This window comes from Acinetobacter sp. AOR01_HL (genome assembly GCF_027855455.1).
In the GTDB taxonomy this organism is placed as follows: Bacteria; Pseudomonadota; Gammaproteobacteria; order Pseudomonadales; family Moraxellaceae; genus Acinetobacter; species Acinetobacter baumannii.
Genome location: NZ_JAKTIM010000032.1, coordinates 23,176 through 39,209, shown reverse-complemented (window position 1 = coordinate 39,209; position 16,034 = coordinate 23,176). Strand labels below are relative to the sequence as shown.

The window sequence follows — 16,034 nt, the reverse complement described above, 5'->3', positions numbered from 1 at the left end:
GGTATCATATCGATTATTTTGAATCATGTTATGTGTGTTATGTCGTATTCATTGAAAATGGTCTTAAATCATGAAGAAGATACCCAGCGTTTAGCTCAGGCATTGGCGCAGCATGTTCAGGCTGGCGTGATTTATCTGATTGGAGATTTGGGCGCCGGTAAAACGACATTGACCCGTTATTTTTTGCAAGCTCTAGGGCATAAAGGCTCGGTTAAAAGTCCGACGTATACGTTGGTTGAACCATATAAAATCAATAATAAAGAAATTTTTCATTTTGACTTATATCGTCTCAATGATCCGTACGAACTTGAATTAATGGGAATCCGTGATTATCTAGATATTCAGAATGCACTATTTTTATTTGAGTGGCCATCGAAAGGTGGAGACGAAATCCCTGAAGCAGATATCGTCATTGATATTCAAAAATCAGATGATGAACTCAATCGTTTCGTCACCTTAACTTTACCAACAGAGCATTTGTACCAGACTTTGCAGGAACAGCTTCATGACTGATGAAAAGCTAACACAACGTCGTATTCATACATTAGACGCCGCGTTAGCGAACCAGATTGCTGCCGGTGAGGTGATTGAACGTCCTTCATCGGTCGTAAAAGAATTATTAGAAAACTCAATTGATGCAGGTGCAACCGAATTAATTGTGCGGATTGCACAAGGCGGCTCAACATTAATCGAGATTATTGACAATGGACATGGGATTCATCCTGATGATTTACCATTGGCAGTGATGCGCCATGCAACCAGTAAAATTAAAACAGCAGAAGATTTACATGCCATTGTTAGCTTAGGTTTCCGTGGTGAAGCACTTGCTTCTATTGCAGCAGTTTCACGATTGACTTTAACCAGTAGCCAAGATGAAAGCGGAATTGGTCATCAGGTTGAGGTGAATGGTACCGCCTTTGATCATCAACAAGTCCAAGCTGTTGCTGCACAAAAGGGCACCCATATTCGAGTTCAGGACTTGTTTTTTAATGTGCCCGCTCGCCGTAAATTTTTAAAAAAACCAACCACTGAATTTGGGCATATTGAAGAAATTGTACGCCGTTTAGCTTTAACGCATTTTGATATACGTTTTGTACTTGAGCATAACGATAATATTCGAATTAATTTACCAATAGCAGATAGCGGTGAATTAAGATTTCAGCGTGTACAGCAATTATTGGGTCAACAGTTTGTTCAAAATGCTTACTGGATCGATGCCGAAAGTATTAACATGCGTTTGTCAGGTTGGCTAGGGCATCCTTCAGATGCACGTGCCCAAGCAGACTTACAATATGTGTATGTAAATGGCCGAATTGTGAAAGATAAAACCATTTCACATGCTTTAAGAATGGCATATGACGGTATTTTACATGGCCATCAGCATTCATCTTATTTACTTTTCTTAGAAGTTGATCCTGAAAATATTGATGTTAACGTTCACCCGACGAAACATGAGATTCGTTTTCTAAATCAACGTGAAGTACATGAGTTTGTAAGACATTATGCTAAAGAAACGCTAGCACAATTTCAGACAGCTAGTGCTGATTTAGCACAAGCCATGAAAGTGGACGATACTCAAAGTCTTTCGGTACAACCTCAGCCTAAATACCAAGAACAATTTACATTGCACCGTACAGCGCAAGCCGCTGATACAGCAGTAGACAAACCTAATGGTTATCAGCCTTCTACTGAGCTTTTAACTGATTTTAATAATAGTCGTCCCCAAGCTGTTCATTATGCGGAACAAACTCCAAAATATAATGGTTCTGCGCAGTTAAATAATGCATTAAAGACTTACTTGGCTCCATTACGTGATCAACCTGCTAATTTTTCAGTTGATGAAAATATTGAGCCTGTCGCTAAGGTAGATGAATTTCCATTAGGTATCGCAATTGCCCAGCTTCATGGAATTTATATTTTGGCGCAAAATACTGAAGGCCTGATTATTGTTGATATGCATGCAGCACATGAGCGTATTTTGCTGCAACAAATGAAAAATGCTTGGGATAAACCTGAGTTCTGGACATCTCAACAGTTGCTTATCCCTAAAGTGATCTCAATTAGTCGTATGCAAGCTATTCGTGTTGAGGATTTAAAACCTCAGCTTGAACGCTTAGGGTTAGAGATTGATTTATATGGCGATGAGCAAGTCATTGTGCGTGGCGTGCCGGCTATTTTGCAAAAAGCAGATTTTGAAAATCTTATTCCCGAACTTCTCAATGACTTAGATCCAAATGATGAAGCACAAGGTTTATTGCAAAAGCGTGATGAACTGTTAGCTGGTATGGCGTGTCATAGTGCAGTACGTGCACATCGACAACTTAGTCTCTCAGAAATGAATGCTTTACTTCGCCAAATGGAACAAACCGAATTTGCGAGCCAATGTAACCATGGTCGCCCAACTTGGCGTGCATTTCCATTATCTCAACTAGATAAATTATTTGCTCGAGGAGAGTAGTTTTACATGTCAAACCAATTGCCCGTCATCAATTTAATGGGACCGACTGCAAGCGGAAAAACCGCTTTGGCATGTGAACTCTATGAACGTGGAAATTTTGAATTAATTTCAGTTGATTCTGCACTTGTATATAAAGATATGGATATTGGTACGGCTAAGCCAACACGTGAAGAGCAGGAGCTATATCCACATCATTTAATTGATATTATTACTCCACTTGAGGTCTATTCGGCTGCTCAGTTTGTTGAAGATGCTTGTGCTTTAATTGATGAGATGCATTCACGTGGCAAAACTCCTATTTTGGTAGGAGGAACCATGCTGTATTTCAAAGCTCTCTTAGAAGGATTATCAAGTAACTTGCCAAGTGCAGATACAAATGTTCGCGCAGCAATTGAAGAAAAAGCAGCAAATGAAGGGTGGCAAGCTGTTTATGAGGAGCTGGTGGCAGTAGATCCGGCGGCTGGAGTGAAGTTTAAGGTTTCTGATAAACAAAGAATTATTCGGGCGTTGGAAGTTTACCGTATTACAGGTCAACCAATTACCAAATTGCAGGCAGAACAACCAAAAAATGTACCATATCGATACACATTTCATAACTACGCTTTACTTCCAGATCGGTTAGAATTACATCAACGCATTGAGCAAAGATTAAGCAAAATGTGGGATATCGGTTTTTTGAGTGAAGTCGAGTCTCTAATTGAAAAATACGATTTAGATGAAAATTTACCCTCTATGCGTTCTGTTGGTTATCGACAAGCTCTAGAATTTCTATTAAAAAGTGATATGAGTCTCAAAAAAAAGCAGGAAATGGAGGATAAAGCCTTATTTGCAACACGACAACTTGCCAAACGTCAATATACGTGGTTACGTTCTTTGCAAGAAATACACGATTTTAAAACTTACTTGACGATAAAGCAGGCGAAAGAAGACTTGCGAAACTCTTATGGATAAAGCAAAATTTGCACACTGTCTTTTTATAATTTTTAGTTGAAAAATAAAGATAGTTTTTTTGCGCTGATTTAAAAATTTTTTTTTGGAGTTAAAAATGTCTAAAGGTCAAACTTTACAAGATCCGTTCTTAAATTCTCTCCGTAAAGAACGCATCCCAGTTTCTATTTTCCTTGTTAACGGTATTAAATTACAAGGTCATATTGAATCTTTTGACCAATATGTTGTTTTATTAAAAAATACTGTAAGTCAAATGGTTTACAAACACGCAATTTCTACAGTTGTTCCAGCTCGTAACCCACGTCCAGCAGGTGCACAAGGTGCAGGTTTCCCAGCTCAGGGTGGTAGTCAAGGTGGCTTCGGTGGTCAAGGCGCTGGCTTTGGTGGTGCTCAAGGTGCTGGCTTCGGTGGCCAAGGCGGCTTCGGTGGTCAAGGTGGCTTCGGTGGTCAAGGTGGCTTCGGTGGTCAAGGCGGCTTCGGTGGTCAGGGCGGCTTCGGTGGTCAAGGCGGCTTCGGTGGTCAAGGCGGCTTCGGCGGACATCAAGGCGGTTTTGATAACGATTCTAAATTTGAAGATGGTCAAGATGACGAAAACAATCGTTAATTGATTAGCTTGAAAAAAACCAGTCAGTGATGACTGGTTTTTTTATGGCTTTAAAAATATAAAAAAGCATATTAAAGCTACCTGCGGTCCATCTCTGTTTCTTAAAATTTAAATTAATAGGTTCTTTGCAAATGGTATTAATATTTGCTGCAGCATTGTGCAGTGTTCTGGTTTCTGTACTACTTAAAAATTTAAAGAAAAAGGGATATCAACCCATGCAAATGATTGCATGGAATTACGCAAGTGCCAGCTTGCTATGTTATCTGTGGTTTAAGCCAGATATTCAGCATATTTCTATACAACATACACCTTGGTGGCTAATAGTGGCTTTAGGCGTCATTCTACCGAGTATTTTTTTGTGCCTTGCTAAATCTTTAGAGTACGCAGGTATTGTCAAAACCGAAATTGCTCAGCGGCTGTCCGTGGTACTTTCTTTATTAGCGGCTTATTTCTTTTTCCAAGAGCAGTTTAATTCTCTTAAATTATTAGGGATAGGTTTGGGAATTTTTGCTGTTCTCTTAATTTTATTAGGTCATTTTAACGAGTCTTCCGGATCTCAATCAAAAAAAGCAATTTTTGCTTTGATGAGTGTCTGGTTTGGATATGCCGCTGTAGATATCTTGTTAAAATATACGAGTAGCTTAGGCCTACAGTTTACTTTGACTTTAAATCTAATTTTTATAACGGCCTTTGTTTTATCGATTATTTATTTAATATTTCAAAAAAATTCAGCATGGCAGTTTAAAAATACTTTTGCTGGGTTAATGCTAGGCGTACTAAATTTTTCAAACATTGCCCTATACGTTAAAGCGCATATTTTACTCAAAGATTCTCCAGCCATTGTCTTTGCGAGTATGAATATTTTGGTTGTGTTACTTGGAATAGTTTGTGGCGTAGTTTTATATAAAGAAAAATTAAAACTCCCAACGATTTTAGGAACGATTTTGGGAATAAGTGGATTGGTTTGTTTAGCCTTAGCTATGAAATAGGAGTTCAAAAGACTGTTCTTTTGAACTCCACTGAATTCTTATAAATGTGTAAAAATAATTTCATCCGGCAGACGAGATTTTGGCAATTTCGCATTGAAGTCATTTTCGCTTCTATAACCCAGTGAAACAATTACAGAGCTACGCAAACCTTTTTCTTTTAAGCCAAATTCTTCATTTAAAACATCTTCGTCAAAGCCACCCATTGGAGTTGCATCTATACCTTCAAGACCAGCTGCAAACAGTAGTTGTCCTAAAGCGATAAAAGTTTGATTTTCCATCCAGCCGAATAAGTTCTTTTGCTCATTACGGTAAAACTCAACATAGCCATGACGAGTATCCTTTTGACCAAGTTTGGCTTTCTCATCTTTAAAACGGCCACTTAAATCATCTTGTTCAAGTAACTGGTTTAAATATTCGGGTGAAATATCTGTTCTTGTACAAAATACAAGGGTATGTGATGACTCAAGAACCTTGGGTGCATTGTAGGCATATCGTCCTGTTAAGGCTTTGGCAATGCGTTCTTTAGCAGTAGGATTGTCTGCAACCAAGAAATGCCAAGGTTGAATATTCACTGAAGAAGGGGTAAAGCGTAAAATTTCTAATAACTTATTGAATTTTACTTGAGGAATTTTTTTCTCAGGATCGTACGCTTTGGTTGTGTAGCGACTTTTAACCGTATTTAATAAATCCATACTTTACTCCATATCAATCTTATTACAATGGAAGGGTTCTAATCTTTGGCATCATACGCGATTTTAGAGAAAAACATCTGCATTTTAATGTGATAAAGAAATATAATACTTATATAAATTTTTTACTAATTTATTGAAAATGTTTGAATTAATATCAATTAATCGAAAAAGTAGGCTGCGAGAAATTAGAATTATTAAAGCCTTTTTAATTTTTGCATTTGTATTGTGTCTTTTAATTTTATATATCGAATATCAAAAGTATGTACATATAAACTGGAAATTTGTATTTATTACCTGTCTATGTATGATTTGGGATTTTGATTTAAATAAACAAGCTAAGATTTTGAAAAATAACTGAATATTAATTAATAATACCAATCAGTTAGTTTGATTTGCTGCAGATGTGAAGAGGAATTAATTTCTAAAATTTGTGCATGATCTTCACGCCAATCGCCAAGAACAATCCGCTGTTTATGTTGTAATTGATGAATTGCTGGACGGTGAGTGTGTCCATGAATAAGTATATCTACATCTGTGAGGGCAGAGAGAACAGCTTGTTCATTTACATCCATAATTTCATAACTTTTTTGCTGTTTGTCTGAATGACTTCTTTTGCGAAAACCATTGACCAGTTTTGTACGGAAACTCAAGGGGGTACGGCGTAAAAAAGCAACTAGGAAGGGATTTCGGATAATTTTTTTAAATCTTTGATAGGAAATATCATCAGTACATAACGCATCGCCATGTTCCAAACGGTATTGGTGACCTGCAATGTTGAGATAATAAATATCAGGAAGTAATACACCATTAAACTTATCTAGGAAAACCTGATTTAAAGCAAAGTCTCGGTTACCCACTTGGAAATAAACGCGATTACCTTTTTGGTTAAATACTTTTAAAGCCTCGACAATTTCGTCGAGCCAAGGCGCTGAATAGTCATCACCAATCCAAGCATTAAACCAATCACCTAAAATATAAAGCTGTGTTTGTTTATTTTGATAATGCACCAACAAATCTAAAAACCCTCGAACGAGTCGAGGGTGTTCAGGTGACAAATGTAAATCTGAAATAAACAGATAAGTCACAGCTTTATCCTAAAATTATTCAGAAATAATTTTAGCAGATTCGATAACAACGTTTTCTAAAGGAACGTCAGCGTGATAACCACGGTTACCTGTACGTACGCCTTTGATTGCTTCTACAACGTCCATACCCTCAACAACTTTACCGAATACAGCATAACCCCAACCTTGTGCAGTTTTTGAAGTATGGTTCAGGAAAGAGTTATTTTTTACGTTGATGAAGAATTGTGCAGAAGCAGAGTGTGGAGCTTGAGTACGTGCCATTGCAATGGTACCTACATCGTTGCTTAAACCGTTGTCAGCTTCGTTTTCAATCGCATCACGAGTTGCTTTTTCTTTGAAGTTTTCGTCAAAGCCACCACCTTGGATCATGAAACCGTCAATAACGCGGTGGAAAATCACGCCATCATAGAAACCGTCACGTACATATTCTAGAAAATTAGCAGCCGTTTTCGGTGCTTTTTCAGTGTTAAGCTCAAGAACAATACGACCTTTGTTGGTGTTTAATTCGACTTGAGGAAAACTCATTACATTAATCTCCTAAACATGGGCAAATTGACCATGGGTTTTTGGTTGAGAGAAGCATAAGCAAACTGTAAACTACAAGGCAAGTAAAAAACGTTAAAATCTTTGTGAAAAATGAAGATAGCGTTTATTTTTTCGAAAATTTATCTACAAAGAAGTGATTGATACACTATGAAGCCTAATGATGTTGTCTCGAACCTGCCAAACAACCCGACACCGAATACTCATGCCTCTGTCGATTCTGCGCAGCAAGAACAACAGGCTGGATTAGATTTTGTTCGCCAAGTCATTACCGATGATTTAGCTGCCGGACGTGCCAAACAAATCGTAACGCGTTTCCCGCCAGAACCAAATGGTTATTTACATATTGGTCACGTAAAAGCAATTTGCCTCAACTTTGGCGTTGCTGAAGAGTTTAATGGTCTTTGTAATTTACGTTTTGACGATACTAACCCGGATGCGGAAGAACAAGAGTATGTTGATGGTATCGCCAATGATGTGAAATGGCTTGGATTTAGCTGGAATGGCGAACCACGTTATGCTTCCGGTTATTTTGATCAGCTTTATGCTTGGGCAATTCAGTTGATTGAACAAGGCGATGCATATGTTGATTTGCAGTCTCCAGAAGAAATCAAATTAAATCGTGGTAGCTTTGTTGAGCCAGGTAAAAATTCGCCATATCGTGATGCTTCTGTTGAAGAAAACCTTGCTCGTTTTGAAAAAATGCGCAATGGTGAACTTAAAGAGGGTGAAGCTGTTTTACGCGCCAAAATTGATATGGCAAGCCCGAATGTACATATGCGTGACCCAATTTTGTATCGTGTTTTACATTCAGAGCATCACCAAACAGGCGATAAGTGGAAAATCTACCCAATGTATGACTATGCTCATCCATTGTCTGATGCGATCGAAGGAATCACACATTCACTTTGTACATTAGAGTTCCAAGACCACCGTCCGTTTTATGACTGGATTGTTGAAAAAGTTAAGTCTAAAGCTGTGCCGCACCAGTATGAATCTTCTCGTTTAAACGTAGATTACACCATTACGTCTAAACGTAAATTACGTAAATTGGTTGAAGGCGGTTATGTGAATGGATGGGATGATCCTCGGATGCCAACGGTTGTCGGTATGCGTCGCCGTGGTTTCACACCAGAAGGCCTACGTGATTTCTGTAAACGTGTAGGTGTGTCTAAAACTGACGGTATTGTGGATGTCGCAATGCTTGAGTTCTGTATTCGTCAATCTTTAGAGAATACGGCAGCGCGCGGTATGGCAGTGTTAAATCCATTAAAAGTAACACTTACGAACTTACCGGAAGATTTAGACCTTACCCATGCTCGTCATCCTAATGTCGATATGGGTGAGCGCGTGATTCCATTGACTAAAGAAATCTATATTGACCGTAAAGATTTTGAAGAAGTACCGCCAAAAGGCTTTAAACGTTTAATTCCTGATGGTGAAGTTCGTTTACGCCATGCATATGTGATTAAGTGTGATGAAGTCATTAAAGATGCAAACGGTGAAGTCGTTGAGCTGAAGTGCTCAATCGATCCGGATACTTTAGGTAAAAATCCTGAAGGCCGCAAAGTAAAAGGCGTAATTCACTGGGTATCTGCAACTAAAGGTATTCCTGCTGAGGTACGTATTTATGATCGATTGTTTACAGAAGCTGACCCTGAAACTGGTGATGATTTCTTAGCAAACTTAAATCCAGATTCCTTGAAAGTGGTTCAAGCTGTAATCGAACCTGCTTTAGCTCAAGCGAAGCCAGAAGATCGCTTCCAGTTTGAACGCGAAGGTTATTTCGTTGCTGATCAATACGATCATACTCCTGAGAAGCCTGTGTTTAACCGTGTTCTTGACTTAAAAGACAGCTTCAAGCCTGAGAAAAAGTAAGAGATTGATTATCTCTTACTTTTTCGCAAGATGAATACCATGTGGTGAGTAAACAGCAGATATAAAAAAGCCCAACTGTAAAGTTGGGCTTTTTATTTAGGTGTCTTCTCATATTTTCTTTTTCTTTATGATTAACGTCCTTGGCAAAGTAGCTTAGGCCGGGTTAATCACATAAAAATAAAGAACTAATAGTATGAGAAGCATAGTTGAAAGCATTAAATAAGTATTAACCGTATTAAAGCTTTTAATAAACTTCCAGATATCCATAGTAAATCAGCGTATATTTTATGTTACAAATTAATAATACACTGAAATTTTTCTGAAATGTTTCTAAAAATAAAATATAAAGCTTTTTTTGTTTAAAAAACAATCAAAAAATACGAGGTAGTAAAAAGCTATATTTAATGCGGATTAAAAAATCACTCATTTAAGCACTATATCCAATTTTTTTTAAGAATTTTTGAATGATTTCAAATGCAGCTTGCTCAAGTGCAGGGGCATATTCAATATTTTGCTCACGCAGTTTTGGAATTGAAATTTTGGCATTACGAAGTTCACATGTATGGCCAATTAACCATTTCTCAAAATTTTCTTCCGTTGTTTCAATATGAAACTGCAACGCGAGAATATTATTTCCAACTTCAAATGCCTGATTGGTATAAATCTCTGAACTAGCTAATAACACCGCGTTTTCAGGGAGGTCAAAAGTGTCACCATGCCAATGTAGAACATGGATATTATTAAGCAAAGCAGATAATACCTGATTAGGACGTAAACTTAAGCTCAGTGGACCCCAGCCAATTTCTTTTTGATGTCCTGCATATACTTTTGCACCAAGTGCATGAGCAATAAGCTGTGCACCCAAACAAATACCAAGTGTAGGTTTATCTGCTGCTAAACGTTGTTTAAGTAAGGCAATTTCATCTTTTAAAAATGGATAATCTTCAGTTTCATAAACCCCGATTGGGCCACCTAAAATAATAGTTAATCCATCATGTGCAAAAGCAGCAGTTAAATCATCTACACCTGCTTCAAAATAACGAACGCGAAATCCGAGTTGATAAAAGACATCTTCTAATGAACCTAAGTCTTCGAAAGCAAGATGCTGAATGGCATAAATAGTTTTAGGGAAGGCGTTTGTTGTGTTCATACAAATGATTCATAGAAGATCAATAGGTGGAGTATAGCGATAAATATAAAGAAGAAAATATCCATACAAATCGTCAATACCTGAAAATTGCTATTTTTCGTTAAGATAATATTGTTATGCGAAGGATTATCTATTTTTCAATAAATCTCTTAGCATATTCCATTGCCTAAAATAATAGCTTTTGAGTTTCTGCAAAATCTATATTTGAAAGTTGATGCTCATCTTTTAGATTAACTCCTGAGAAACCAAGTTGTTTGGATTTTTTCATTAAAGCGATTAAACGTTGTACTGCAACTGGAATACTTAAACCTGCTGAGCGAACATTAGAAATACAATTACGTTTGGCATCGAGGCAGCCTGAATATGCATTCCATGTGTAGTAAATTCCCATACTGTCAGGAGAGCTTAAACCAGGGCGCTCACCGATTAGCATCACAAGCATGGATGCTTTAAATATTTCTGCAACTTCATCGCCTAAAGCAACTCTGCTCCCTGTTGCAAGTACAATTGGGGCAAGGCTCCAATTTTCTTGCTGAATATGTTCACTTAGCGCTGCAATAAATGCGATGGCATTTGCTTCAATCGCTCTTGCAGAGAGACCGTCACCTACCACAATACAAACATCATACTGTTGCGGGTTTTCTGCATACTTCTTAATTAAGGTATCTTTTGATAGATTTGAAAGTTGGCGCCCCAAATCTGGACGTTTAAGATAAATTTCTTTATTAGGTGCATTACTTTGTATATGAAAACTTTGCAGCTGCTGCTGTGCTAATTGCTCCGAGAGGTAGGAAACATCCATCTCTTGATAAACTGCATCTTTTGCTTGCGCATGAGACAACTGAAACTCAAGTAAGGCGCGTGTTGGGATACTACAACCTGCACGACCCAGAGCAATGCGGGCATCGGTAAACTGTTTGAGCTTTTCCCACTGATCCTGATGGGTAGAGGATGGATATTGAATATCACGATTAAGTTTCATGGTGTTCTCCCTAGTTCATAAGCAGACGAGAGAATTGGTCAGGCATATGGTCTGCCCAACAAATTTGAGAGTTTTGTTGTTTAAAAATCCCTTGTTGTTCAAGCCAAGCGGAGAACTCAGGAGCGGGTTTTAAACCTAAGAGTTGTCTTAAATAGAGGGCATCATGGAAGGAAGTGGTTTGATAGTTGAGCATGACATCGTCTGAACCCGGAATCCCCATTATAAAGTTAATGCCAGCGGCACCAAATAGAGTAAGGAGAACATCCATATCATTTTGGTCGGCATCTGCATGGTTGGTATAACAAATGTCGCAGCCCATTGGTACTCCGAGTAACTTGCCGCAGAAGTGATCTTCCAGTCCCGCACGTATAATTTGTTTGCCATTAAAAAGATATTCGGGACCAATAAAGCCAACGACTGTATTCACTAAAAGCGGATTGTATTTACGGGCTACTGCATAAGCACGAGTTTCTAATGTTTGTTGGTCAACGCCGTGATGAGCATTGCTTGATAGGGCACTACCTTGACCCGTTTCAAAGTACATGACGTTTTGTCCAATGGTTCCGCGTTTAAGTGCGAGGGTGGCTTCATATCCTTCTTGTAGTAAATCGAGTGAGATTCCAAAACCTTCATTAGCCAGTTGGGTGCCGGCAATTGATTGGAACATTAAATCAATCGGTACATTTTTTTCAGCCAGTTGAATGCCTGAGCTGATATGCGTAAGTACGCAAGATTGCGTTGGAATTTGATATTCCTGAATGACATGATCAAGCAATTTCAGTAGCTCTGACAAATTATGCAGGTTATCCGTGGCAGGGTTAATGCCAATTACGGCATCGCCATTGCCATACATCAACCCATCTAAAATACTGGCTGAAATACCGAGCACATCATCGGTAGGGTGGTTGGGTTGTAAACGGGTAGAAAGATGTCCTTTTAAACCAATTGTGTTGCGAAATTGGGTGACCACTTCACATTTGCTGGCGACATAAATCAAATCTTGATTACGCATAATTTTGCTGACAGCAGCCACCATTTCTGGAGTTAAACCTGATGCTAAAGCTTTTAAGCTTTGGGCAGTGGCATCTTCTCCAAGTAACCAATTTCGAAAATCGCCTACTGTAAAGTGTGAAATAGGGGTAAAGGCTGCCAGATCATGTTCATCAATAATCAGTCGTGTAATTTCATCAGTTTCATAATCGATTACAACTTCATTTAAAAAGGTTTTTAATGGCACATCAGCCAAAGTCATTTGTGCCGCAACATGTTCGGTTGCATCTCTGGCAGCTACACCTGCTAACTCATCGCCTGAACGTAACGGTGTAGCTTTGGCCATTAACGTTTTTAGGTCAGCAAAGTGATACTGTTGATTGGCGACAATATTGCGATAACTCATAGTTACATCCTTTTATTTATAGTTCTTGTTCTGCGGCTTTAATATTTGCAAACTCTTCTTCTGGTGTTCCTTTCACTAAATGATAGCGGCTGTAGAACAAGAAGTAAGCAATAAATACGACATAGATACCGGCAGCAATAAACCACACTTTCGGATTAACAACAAAACCTGCGACCACAGCAGCGACTGCTAAAACTAGTGCAATGCTTGAAGTGATGATTCCTCCTGGAGTTTTATAAGGACGAGGCATGTCGGGTTTAGATAAGCGCAGTTTGATGTGTGATAAAAGAATCAGCACATAAGAAATAGTTGCACCAAAAACCGCGATTAAAATGAGTGAATCGCCTTCTTTGGTAAGTGAAAGCAAGAACCCGATAATGCCCGGAATAATAATTGCAAGATAAGGGGCTTTATTTTTATTGGTTAAAGAGAGTGAAGTAGGTAAGTAACCAGCTCGTGACAATGCAAAGATTTGACGCGAATAGGCATAGATAATTGAGAAGAAACTTGCGATTAAACCAGCTAAACCCACAAAGTTTACGAATGTCGCAAGCCAAGTGTTGGTGCCATAAACTTTAACCAAAGCATCTACCAGAGGGGCGCCTGAGTTTTGTAAAGTACTTGCACCTGCTGCGCCTGCACCCAAGAACAAAATAAGCATGGCAAATGCTGTTAAGATGAGCATTGCACCGATTAAACCGCGTGGCAGAGATTTGGCTGGATCTTTTGCTTCTTCTGCTGCTAACGGAACACCTTCTACTGCAAGAAAAAACCAGATAGCAAAAGGAACCGCGGCCCAGATGCCCAAGTAGCCATGAGGTAAAAAAAGACTTGCGCCAACACCTGTACTAACTGGAATATCAAATAAATTTTGTGCATTAAAGTGTGGAATCATTGCCCCAATAAACACGACAAGGGCAACAGCGGCGACAAGTGTAATCGCAAACATGATTTTTAAAGCTTCGCCAGCACCTTTGAGATGTATACCCATAAAAATGGCGTAACAGGCGAGGTAAATCATCCAGCCATTAATACCAAATAGAGATTCGCAATAACCACCAATAAATACGGCAATAGCGGCAGGCGCAATTGCGTATTCAATTAAAATCGCTGTACCTGTTAAATAACCACCAAAAGGTCCAAAGGCAGCACGTGCAAAACTATAACCGCCACCTGCTGTCGGCATCATGGTGGACATTTCTGACATAGAAAGACATAGACACAGGTACATCAAGGCAGCAAGAGCAGTGGCAATAAACATACCACCCCAACCACCTTGGGCAATACCGAAGTTCCAGCCGGCAAAATCACCTGATATCACATAAGCTACGCCTAAACCAATCAGGAGTAACCAACCCACGGTACCTTGTTTAAGTTGGCGCTGAGCAAAATATTCTGCTGATGAGACTTCTGCACTTGAAGAAATAACGGAAGCTGTTTCTGGTTGATTCATACAATACTCCTGCGAGTTGGTTTGTATGAATGAATGCAAAAGCAATGCCTAAATGATGTGCTTTAAATATTAGATGATACTTTTTTAATCCAGATAGTAAAAATCTGAGAGCTGACTGTACTAAATAAAAAAGCCAGCAATTTAAATTACCGGCTTCTTATATAATTAATGAGCTTGTTTCCTTCTAGCATTGATAGTTTGGTATCAACTTGGTGCGAAACTTAGAAGAAGCCCATTGGTTTGGTTGAATAACTCACCAACAAGTTTTTGGTTTGTTGGTAGTGATCTAGCATCATCTTATGGTTTTCACGACCAATACCAGACTTCTTGTAGCCACCAAATGCAGCATGAGCAGGGTAGATGTTATAGCAGTTTGTCCAGACACGACCCGCCTCAATAGCACGACCAGCACGGTAAGAAATATGGGCTGAACGTGACCATACACCTGCACCTAAACCATACATAGTGTCGTTGGCAATTTTGATTGCATCGTCAAAGTCTTTAAATGTTGTCACAGCCAGTACAGGACCAAAAATTTCTTCTTGGAAAACTTGCATGCTGTTGTGGCCTTTAAAAATAGTCGGATCAACATAGAAACCATCACCTACTTCTTTACGGCCACTACCACCAAGTAAGAGTTCTGCACCTTCTTCTCGGCCCGTATTAATACAACGTAAGATTTTCTCTTGTTGTTGCAAAGATGCTTGAGCACCAATCATGGTTTCAGTATCAAGAGGATGACCAGTTTTAATACGTTTTACACGTTCGACGGCCAACTCTAAGAATTGATCAGCAATACTTTCTTGTACTAAAGCACGAGAAGGGCAAGTACATACTTCACCTTGGTTTAAGGCAAACATGGCAAAACCTTCCAGCGTTTTTTCTAAGAAGTCATCTTCTTTATCCATGATGTCTTCAAAGAAAAGGTTCGGTGACTTGCCACCAAGCTCTAGCGTGACTGGAATAATATTTTCGGTCGCATATTGCATCACCATTTGCCCAGTTTGAGTTGAACCGGTAAACGCGATTTTGGCAATACGTGGGCTTGTCGCTAACGGACGGCCAACCTCTGCACCGAAACCATTCACAATATTAAGTACGCCCGGCGGTAAGATATCTTGGATGAGTTCGGCAACCAACAAAATACCTACCGGAGTTTGCTCAGCTGGCTTAATCACCACACAGTTACCAGCCGCCAAAGCTGGCGCGAGCTTCCATGCAGCCATTAAAATCGGGAAGTTCCATGGAATGATTTGACCAACCACACCTAGTGGTTCATGGAAATGGTAGGCAATGGTATCTTCATCAATTTCAGAGATGCCGCCTTCTTGAGCACGAATACACCCTGCGAAATAACGGAAATGGTCGATTGCAAGTGGAAGGTCAGCTGCTAAAGTTTCACGAACTGCTTTACCGTTGTCCCAAGTTTCTGCAACCGCAAGCATTTCAAGATTTGCTTCTAAACGATCAGCAATTTTTAAAAGTATATTAGAACGTGTAGTCGGTGAAGATTTATTCCATGAAGCTTTCGCTTTGTGTGCTGCATCTAAAGCAAGTTCAATATCTTCAGCACTAGAGCGTGGAATGCGTGTGAAAGCTTTTCCATCCACTGGTGACACATTATCAAAATATTCACCCTTTAGAGGTGCAACCCATTCACCGCCAATAAAATTTTCATATTGTGATTTAAATTGAACTTTTGAGCCTGGTTGATTTGGATCGATATAGCGCATATAAATATTCCTTTGCTTTTTTAGGACTAAAGACTAACAAGAACCCTGTCAGTAAGTACTTTCGTACTTTGTATAATTAGGATATAAAGAAGAAGGTTGGAGAAAGGTTGGAATAGAAATGTG

15 protein-coding genes are annotated in these 16,034 nt (G+C 39.0%); 7 read left to right on the top strand and 8 right to left on the bottom strand.

What is annotated here, in order from left to right:
* Positions 1–39 precede the first annotated feature (39 nt).
* From tsaE to MKL62_RS09195, 5 genes are all read left to right on the top strand, one after another.
* Positions 40–513, top strand: a complete 474-nt coding sequence (gene tsaE / locus MKL62_RS09215; protein WP_031945805.1) for a tRNA (adenosine(37)-N6)-threonylcarbamoyltransferase complex ATPase subunit type 1 TsaE — start codon at positions 40–42, stop codon at positions 511–513.
* Entirely contained in the window at positions 506–2,458 is a 1,953-nt protein-coding gene (gene mutL, locus MKL62_RS09210) for a DNA mismatch repair endonuclease MutL (protein ID WP_005128385.1), read from the top strand. The genes tsaE and mutL overlap by 8 nt, the downstream gene beginning before the upstream one ends.
* A gap of 6 nt (positions 2,459–2,464) precedes the next feature.
* Positions 2,465–3,409 (top strand): tRNA (adenosine(37)-N6)-dimethylallyltransferase MiaA, encoded by a 945-nt coding sequence (gene miaA, locus MKL62_RS09205; protein WP_005128391.1) that lies wholly within the window; start codon positions 2,465–2,467, stop codon positions 3,407–3,409.
* 94 nt (positions 3,410–3,503) lie between these two features.
* Complete coding sequence (hfq, locus tag MKL62_RS09200) at positions 3,504–4,010, top strand: RNA chaperone Hfq (RefSeq protein WP_000033651.1); 507 nt, start codon at positions 3,504–3,506, stop codon at positions 4,008–4,010.
* A gap of 131 nt (positions 4,011–4,141) precedes the next feature.
* Positions 4,142–4,999 carry an EamA family transporter gene (locus MKL62_RS09195; RefSeq protein ID WP_005128392.1) on the top strand — a complete coding sequence of 286 codons (858 nt, stop codon included), beginning with the start codon at positions 4,142–4,144 and terminating at the stop codon, positions 4,997–4,999.
* 38 nt (positions 5,000–5,037) lie between these two features.
* Here MKL62_RS09195 and nfsB read toward each other — a convergent pair whose 3' ends face one another.
* Positions 5,038–5,691: an oxygen-insensitive NAD(P)H nitroreductase gene (nfsB, locus tag MKL62_RS09190; protein ID WP_005128393.1), complete on the bottom strand. Its 654-nt coding sequence runs from the start codon at positions 5,689–5,691 to the stop codon at positions 5,038–5,040.
* Positions 5,692–5,830: 139 nt separating this feature from the next.
* On the opposite strand from nfsB, the gene MKL62_RS09185 reads away from it, so the two are divergent.
* Positions 5,831–6,049 carry a hypothetical protein gene (locus tag MKL62_RS09185; protein WP_005128394.1) on the top strand — a complete coding sequence of 73 codons (219 nt, stop codon included), beginning with the start codon at positions 5,831–5,833 and terminating at the stop codon, positions 6,047–6,049.
* 7 nt (positions 6,050–6,056) lie between these two features.
* Here MKL62_RS09185 and MKL62_RS09180 read toward each other — a convergent pair whose 3' ends face one another.
* Positions 6,057–6,776 carry a UDP-2,3-diacylglucosamine diphosphatase gene (locus tag MKL62_RS09180; protein ID WP_005128397.1) on the bottom strand — a complete coding sequence of 240 codons (720 nt, stop codon included), beginning with the start codon at positions 6,774–6,776 and terminating at the stop codon, positions 6,057–6,059.
* A 15-nt stretch (positions 6,777–6,791) separates the two neighbouring features.
* Entirely contained in the window at positions 6,792–7,301 is a 510-nt protein-coding gene (locus MKL62_RS09175; protein WP_000009660.1) for a peptidylprolyl isomerase, read from the bottom strand.
* Positions 7,302–7,469: 168 nt separating this feature from the next.
* On the opposite strand from MKL62_RS09175, the gene MKL62_RS09170 reads away from it, so the two are divergent.
* Positions 7,470–9,197, top strand: coding sequence for a glutamine--tRNA ligase/YqeY domain fusion protein (locus MKL62_RS09170; RefSeq protein ID WP_000803938.1), 1,728 nt, complete (start codon positions 7,470–7,472; stop codon positions 9,195–9,197).
* A 427-nt stretch (positions 9,198–9,624) separates the two neighbouring features.
* Here MKL62_RS09170 and MKL62_RS09165 read toward each other — a convergent pair whose 3' ends face one another.
* From MKL62_RS09165 to exaC, 5 genes are all read right to left on the bottom strand, one after another.
* Complete coding sequence (locus MKL62_RS09165) at positions 9,625–10,347, bottom strand: glutamine amidotransferase (protein ID WP_030423593.1); 723 nt, start codon at positions 10,345–10,347, stop codon at positions 9,625–9,627.
* A 166-nt stretch (positions 10,348–10,513) separates the two neighbouring features.
* Entirely contained in the window at positions 10,514–11,329 is an 816-nt protein-coding gene (gene eutC, locus MKL62_RS09160) for an ethanolamine ammonia-lyase subunit EutC (protein ID WP_005128399.1), read from the bottom strand.
* A gap of 10 nt (positions 11,330–11,339) precedes the next feature.
* Positions 11,340–12,725 (bottom strand): ethanolamine ammonia-lyase subunit EutB, encoded by a 1,386-nt coding sequence (locus MKL62_RS09155; RefSeq protein WP_005128400.1) that lies wholly within the window; start codon positions 12,723–12,725, stop codon positions 11,340–11,342.
* Positions 12,726–12,741: 16 nt separating this feature from the next.
* Complete coding sequence (eat, locus tag MKL62_RS09150; protein WP_001075435.1) at positions 12,742–14,178, bottom strand: ethanolamine permease; 1,437 nt, start codon at positions 14,176–14,178, stop codon at positions 12,742–12,744.
* A gap of 221 nt (positions 14,179–14,399) precedes the next feature.
* On the bottom strand, positions 14,400–15,911 hold the full coding sequence (gene exaC / locus MKL62_RS09145; RefSeq protein WP_001269055.1) for an acetaldehyde dehydrogenase ExaC: 1,512 nt from the start codon (positions 15,909–15,911) through the stop codon (positions 14,400–14,402).
* Between the last annotated feature and the right edge of the window lie 123 nt (positions 15,912–16,034).

What these genes read in the sequence shown, in the direction of transcription:
- tsaE (WP_031945805.1), top strand. Translation starts at nt 40, where the DNA reads ATGTCGTATTCATTGAAAATGGTCTTAAATCATGAAGAAGATACCCAG.
- mutL (WP_005128385.1), top strand. Translation starts at nt 506, where the DNA reads ATGACTGATGAAAAGCTAACACAACGTCGTATTCATACATTAGACGCC.
- miaA (WP_005128391.1), top strand. Translation starts at nt 2,465, where the DNA reads ATGTCAAACCAATTGCCCGTCATCAATTTAATGGGACCGACTGCAAGC.
- hfq (WP_000033651.1), top strand. Translation starts at nt 3,504, where the DNA reads ATGTCTAAAGGTCAAACTTTACAAGATCCGTTCTTAAATTCTCTCCGT.
- MKL62_RS09195 (WP_005128392.1), top strand. Translation starts at nt 4,142, where the DNA reads ATGGTATTAATATTTGCTGCAGCATTGTGCAGTGTTCTGGTTTCTGTA.
- nfsB (WP_005128393.1), bottom strand. Translation starts at nt 5,691, where the DNA reads ATGGATTTATTAAATACGGTTAAAAGTCGCTACACAACCAAAGCGTAC.
- MKL62_RS09185 (WP_005128394.1), top strand. Translation starts at nt 5,831, where the DNA reads ATGTTTGAATTAATATCAATTAATCGAAAAAGTAGGCTGCGAGAAATT.
- MKL62_RS09175 (WP_000009660.1), bottom strand. Translation starts at nt 7,301, where the DNA reads ATGAGTTTTCCTCAAGTCGAATTAAACACCAACAAAGGTCGTATTGTT.
- MKL62_RS09170 (WP_000803938.1), top strand. Translation starts at nt 7,470, where the DNA reads ATGAAGCCTAATGATGTTGTCTCGAACCTGCCAAACAACCCGACACCG.
- MKL62_RS09165 (WP_030423593.1), bottom strand. Translation starts at nt 10,347, where the DNA reads ATGAACACAACAAACGCCTTCCCTAAAACTATTTATGCCATTCAGCAT.
- eutC (WP_005128399.1), bottom strand. Translation starts at nt 11,329, where the DNA reads ATGAAACTTAATCGTGATATTCAATATCCATCCTCTACCCATCAGGAT.
- MKL62_RS09155 (WP_005128400.1), bottom strand. Translation starts at nt 12,725, where the DNA reads ATGAGTTATCGCAATATTGTCGCCAATCAACAGTATCACTTTGCTGAC.
- eat (WP_001075435.1), bottom strand. Translation starts at nt 14,178, where the DNA reads ATGAATCAACCAGAAACAGCTTCCGTTATTTCTTCAAGTGCAGAAGTC.
- exaC (WP_001269055.1), bottom strand. Translation starts at nt 15,911, where the DNA reads ATGCGCTATATCGATCCAAATCAACCAGGCTCAAAAGTTCAATTTAAA.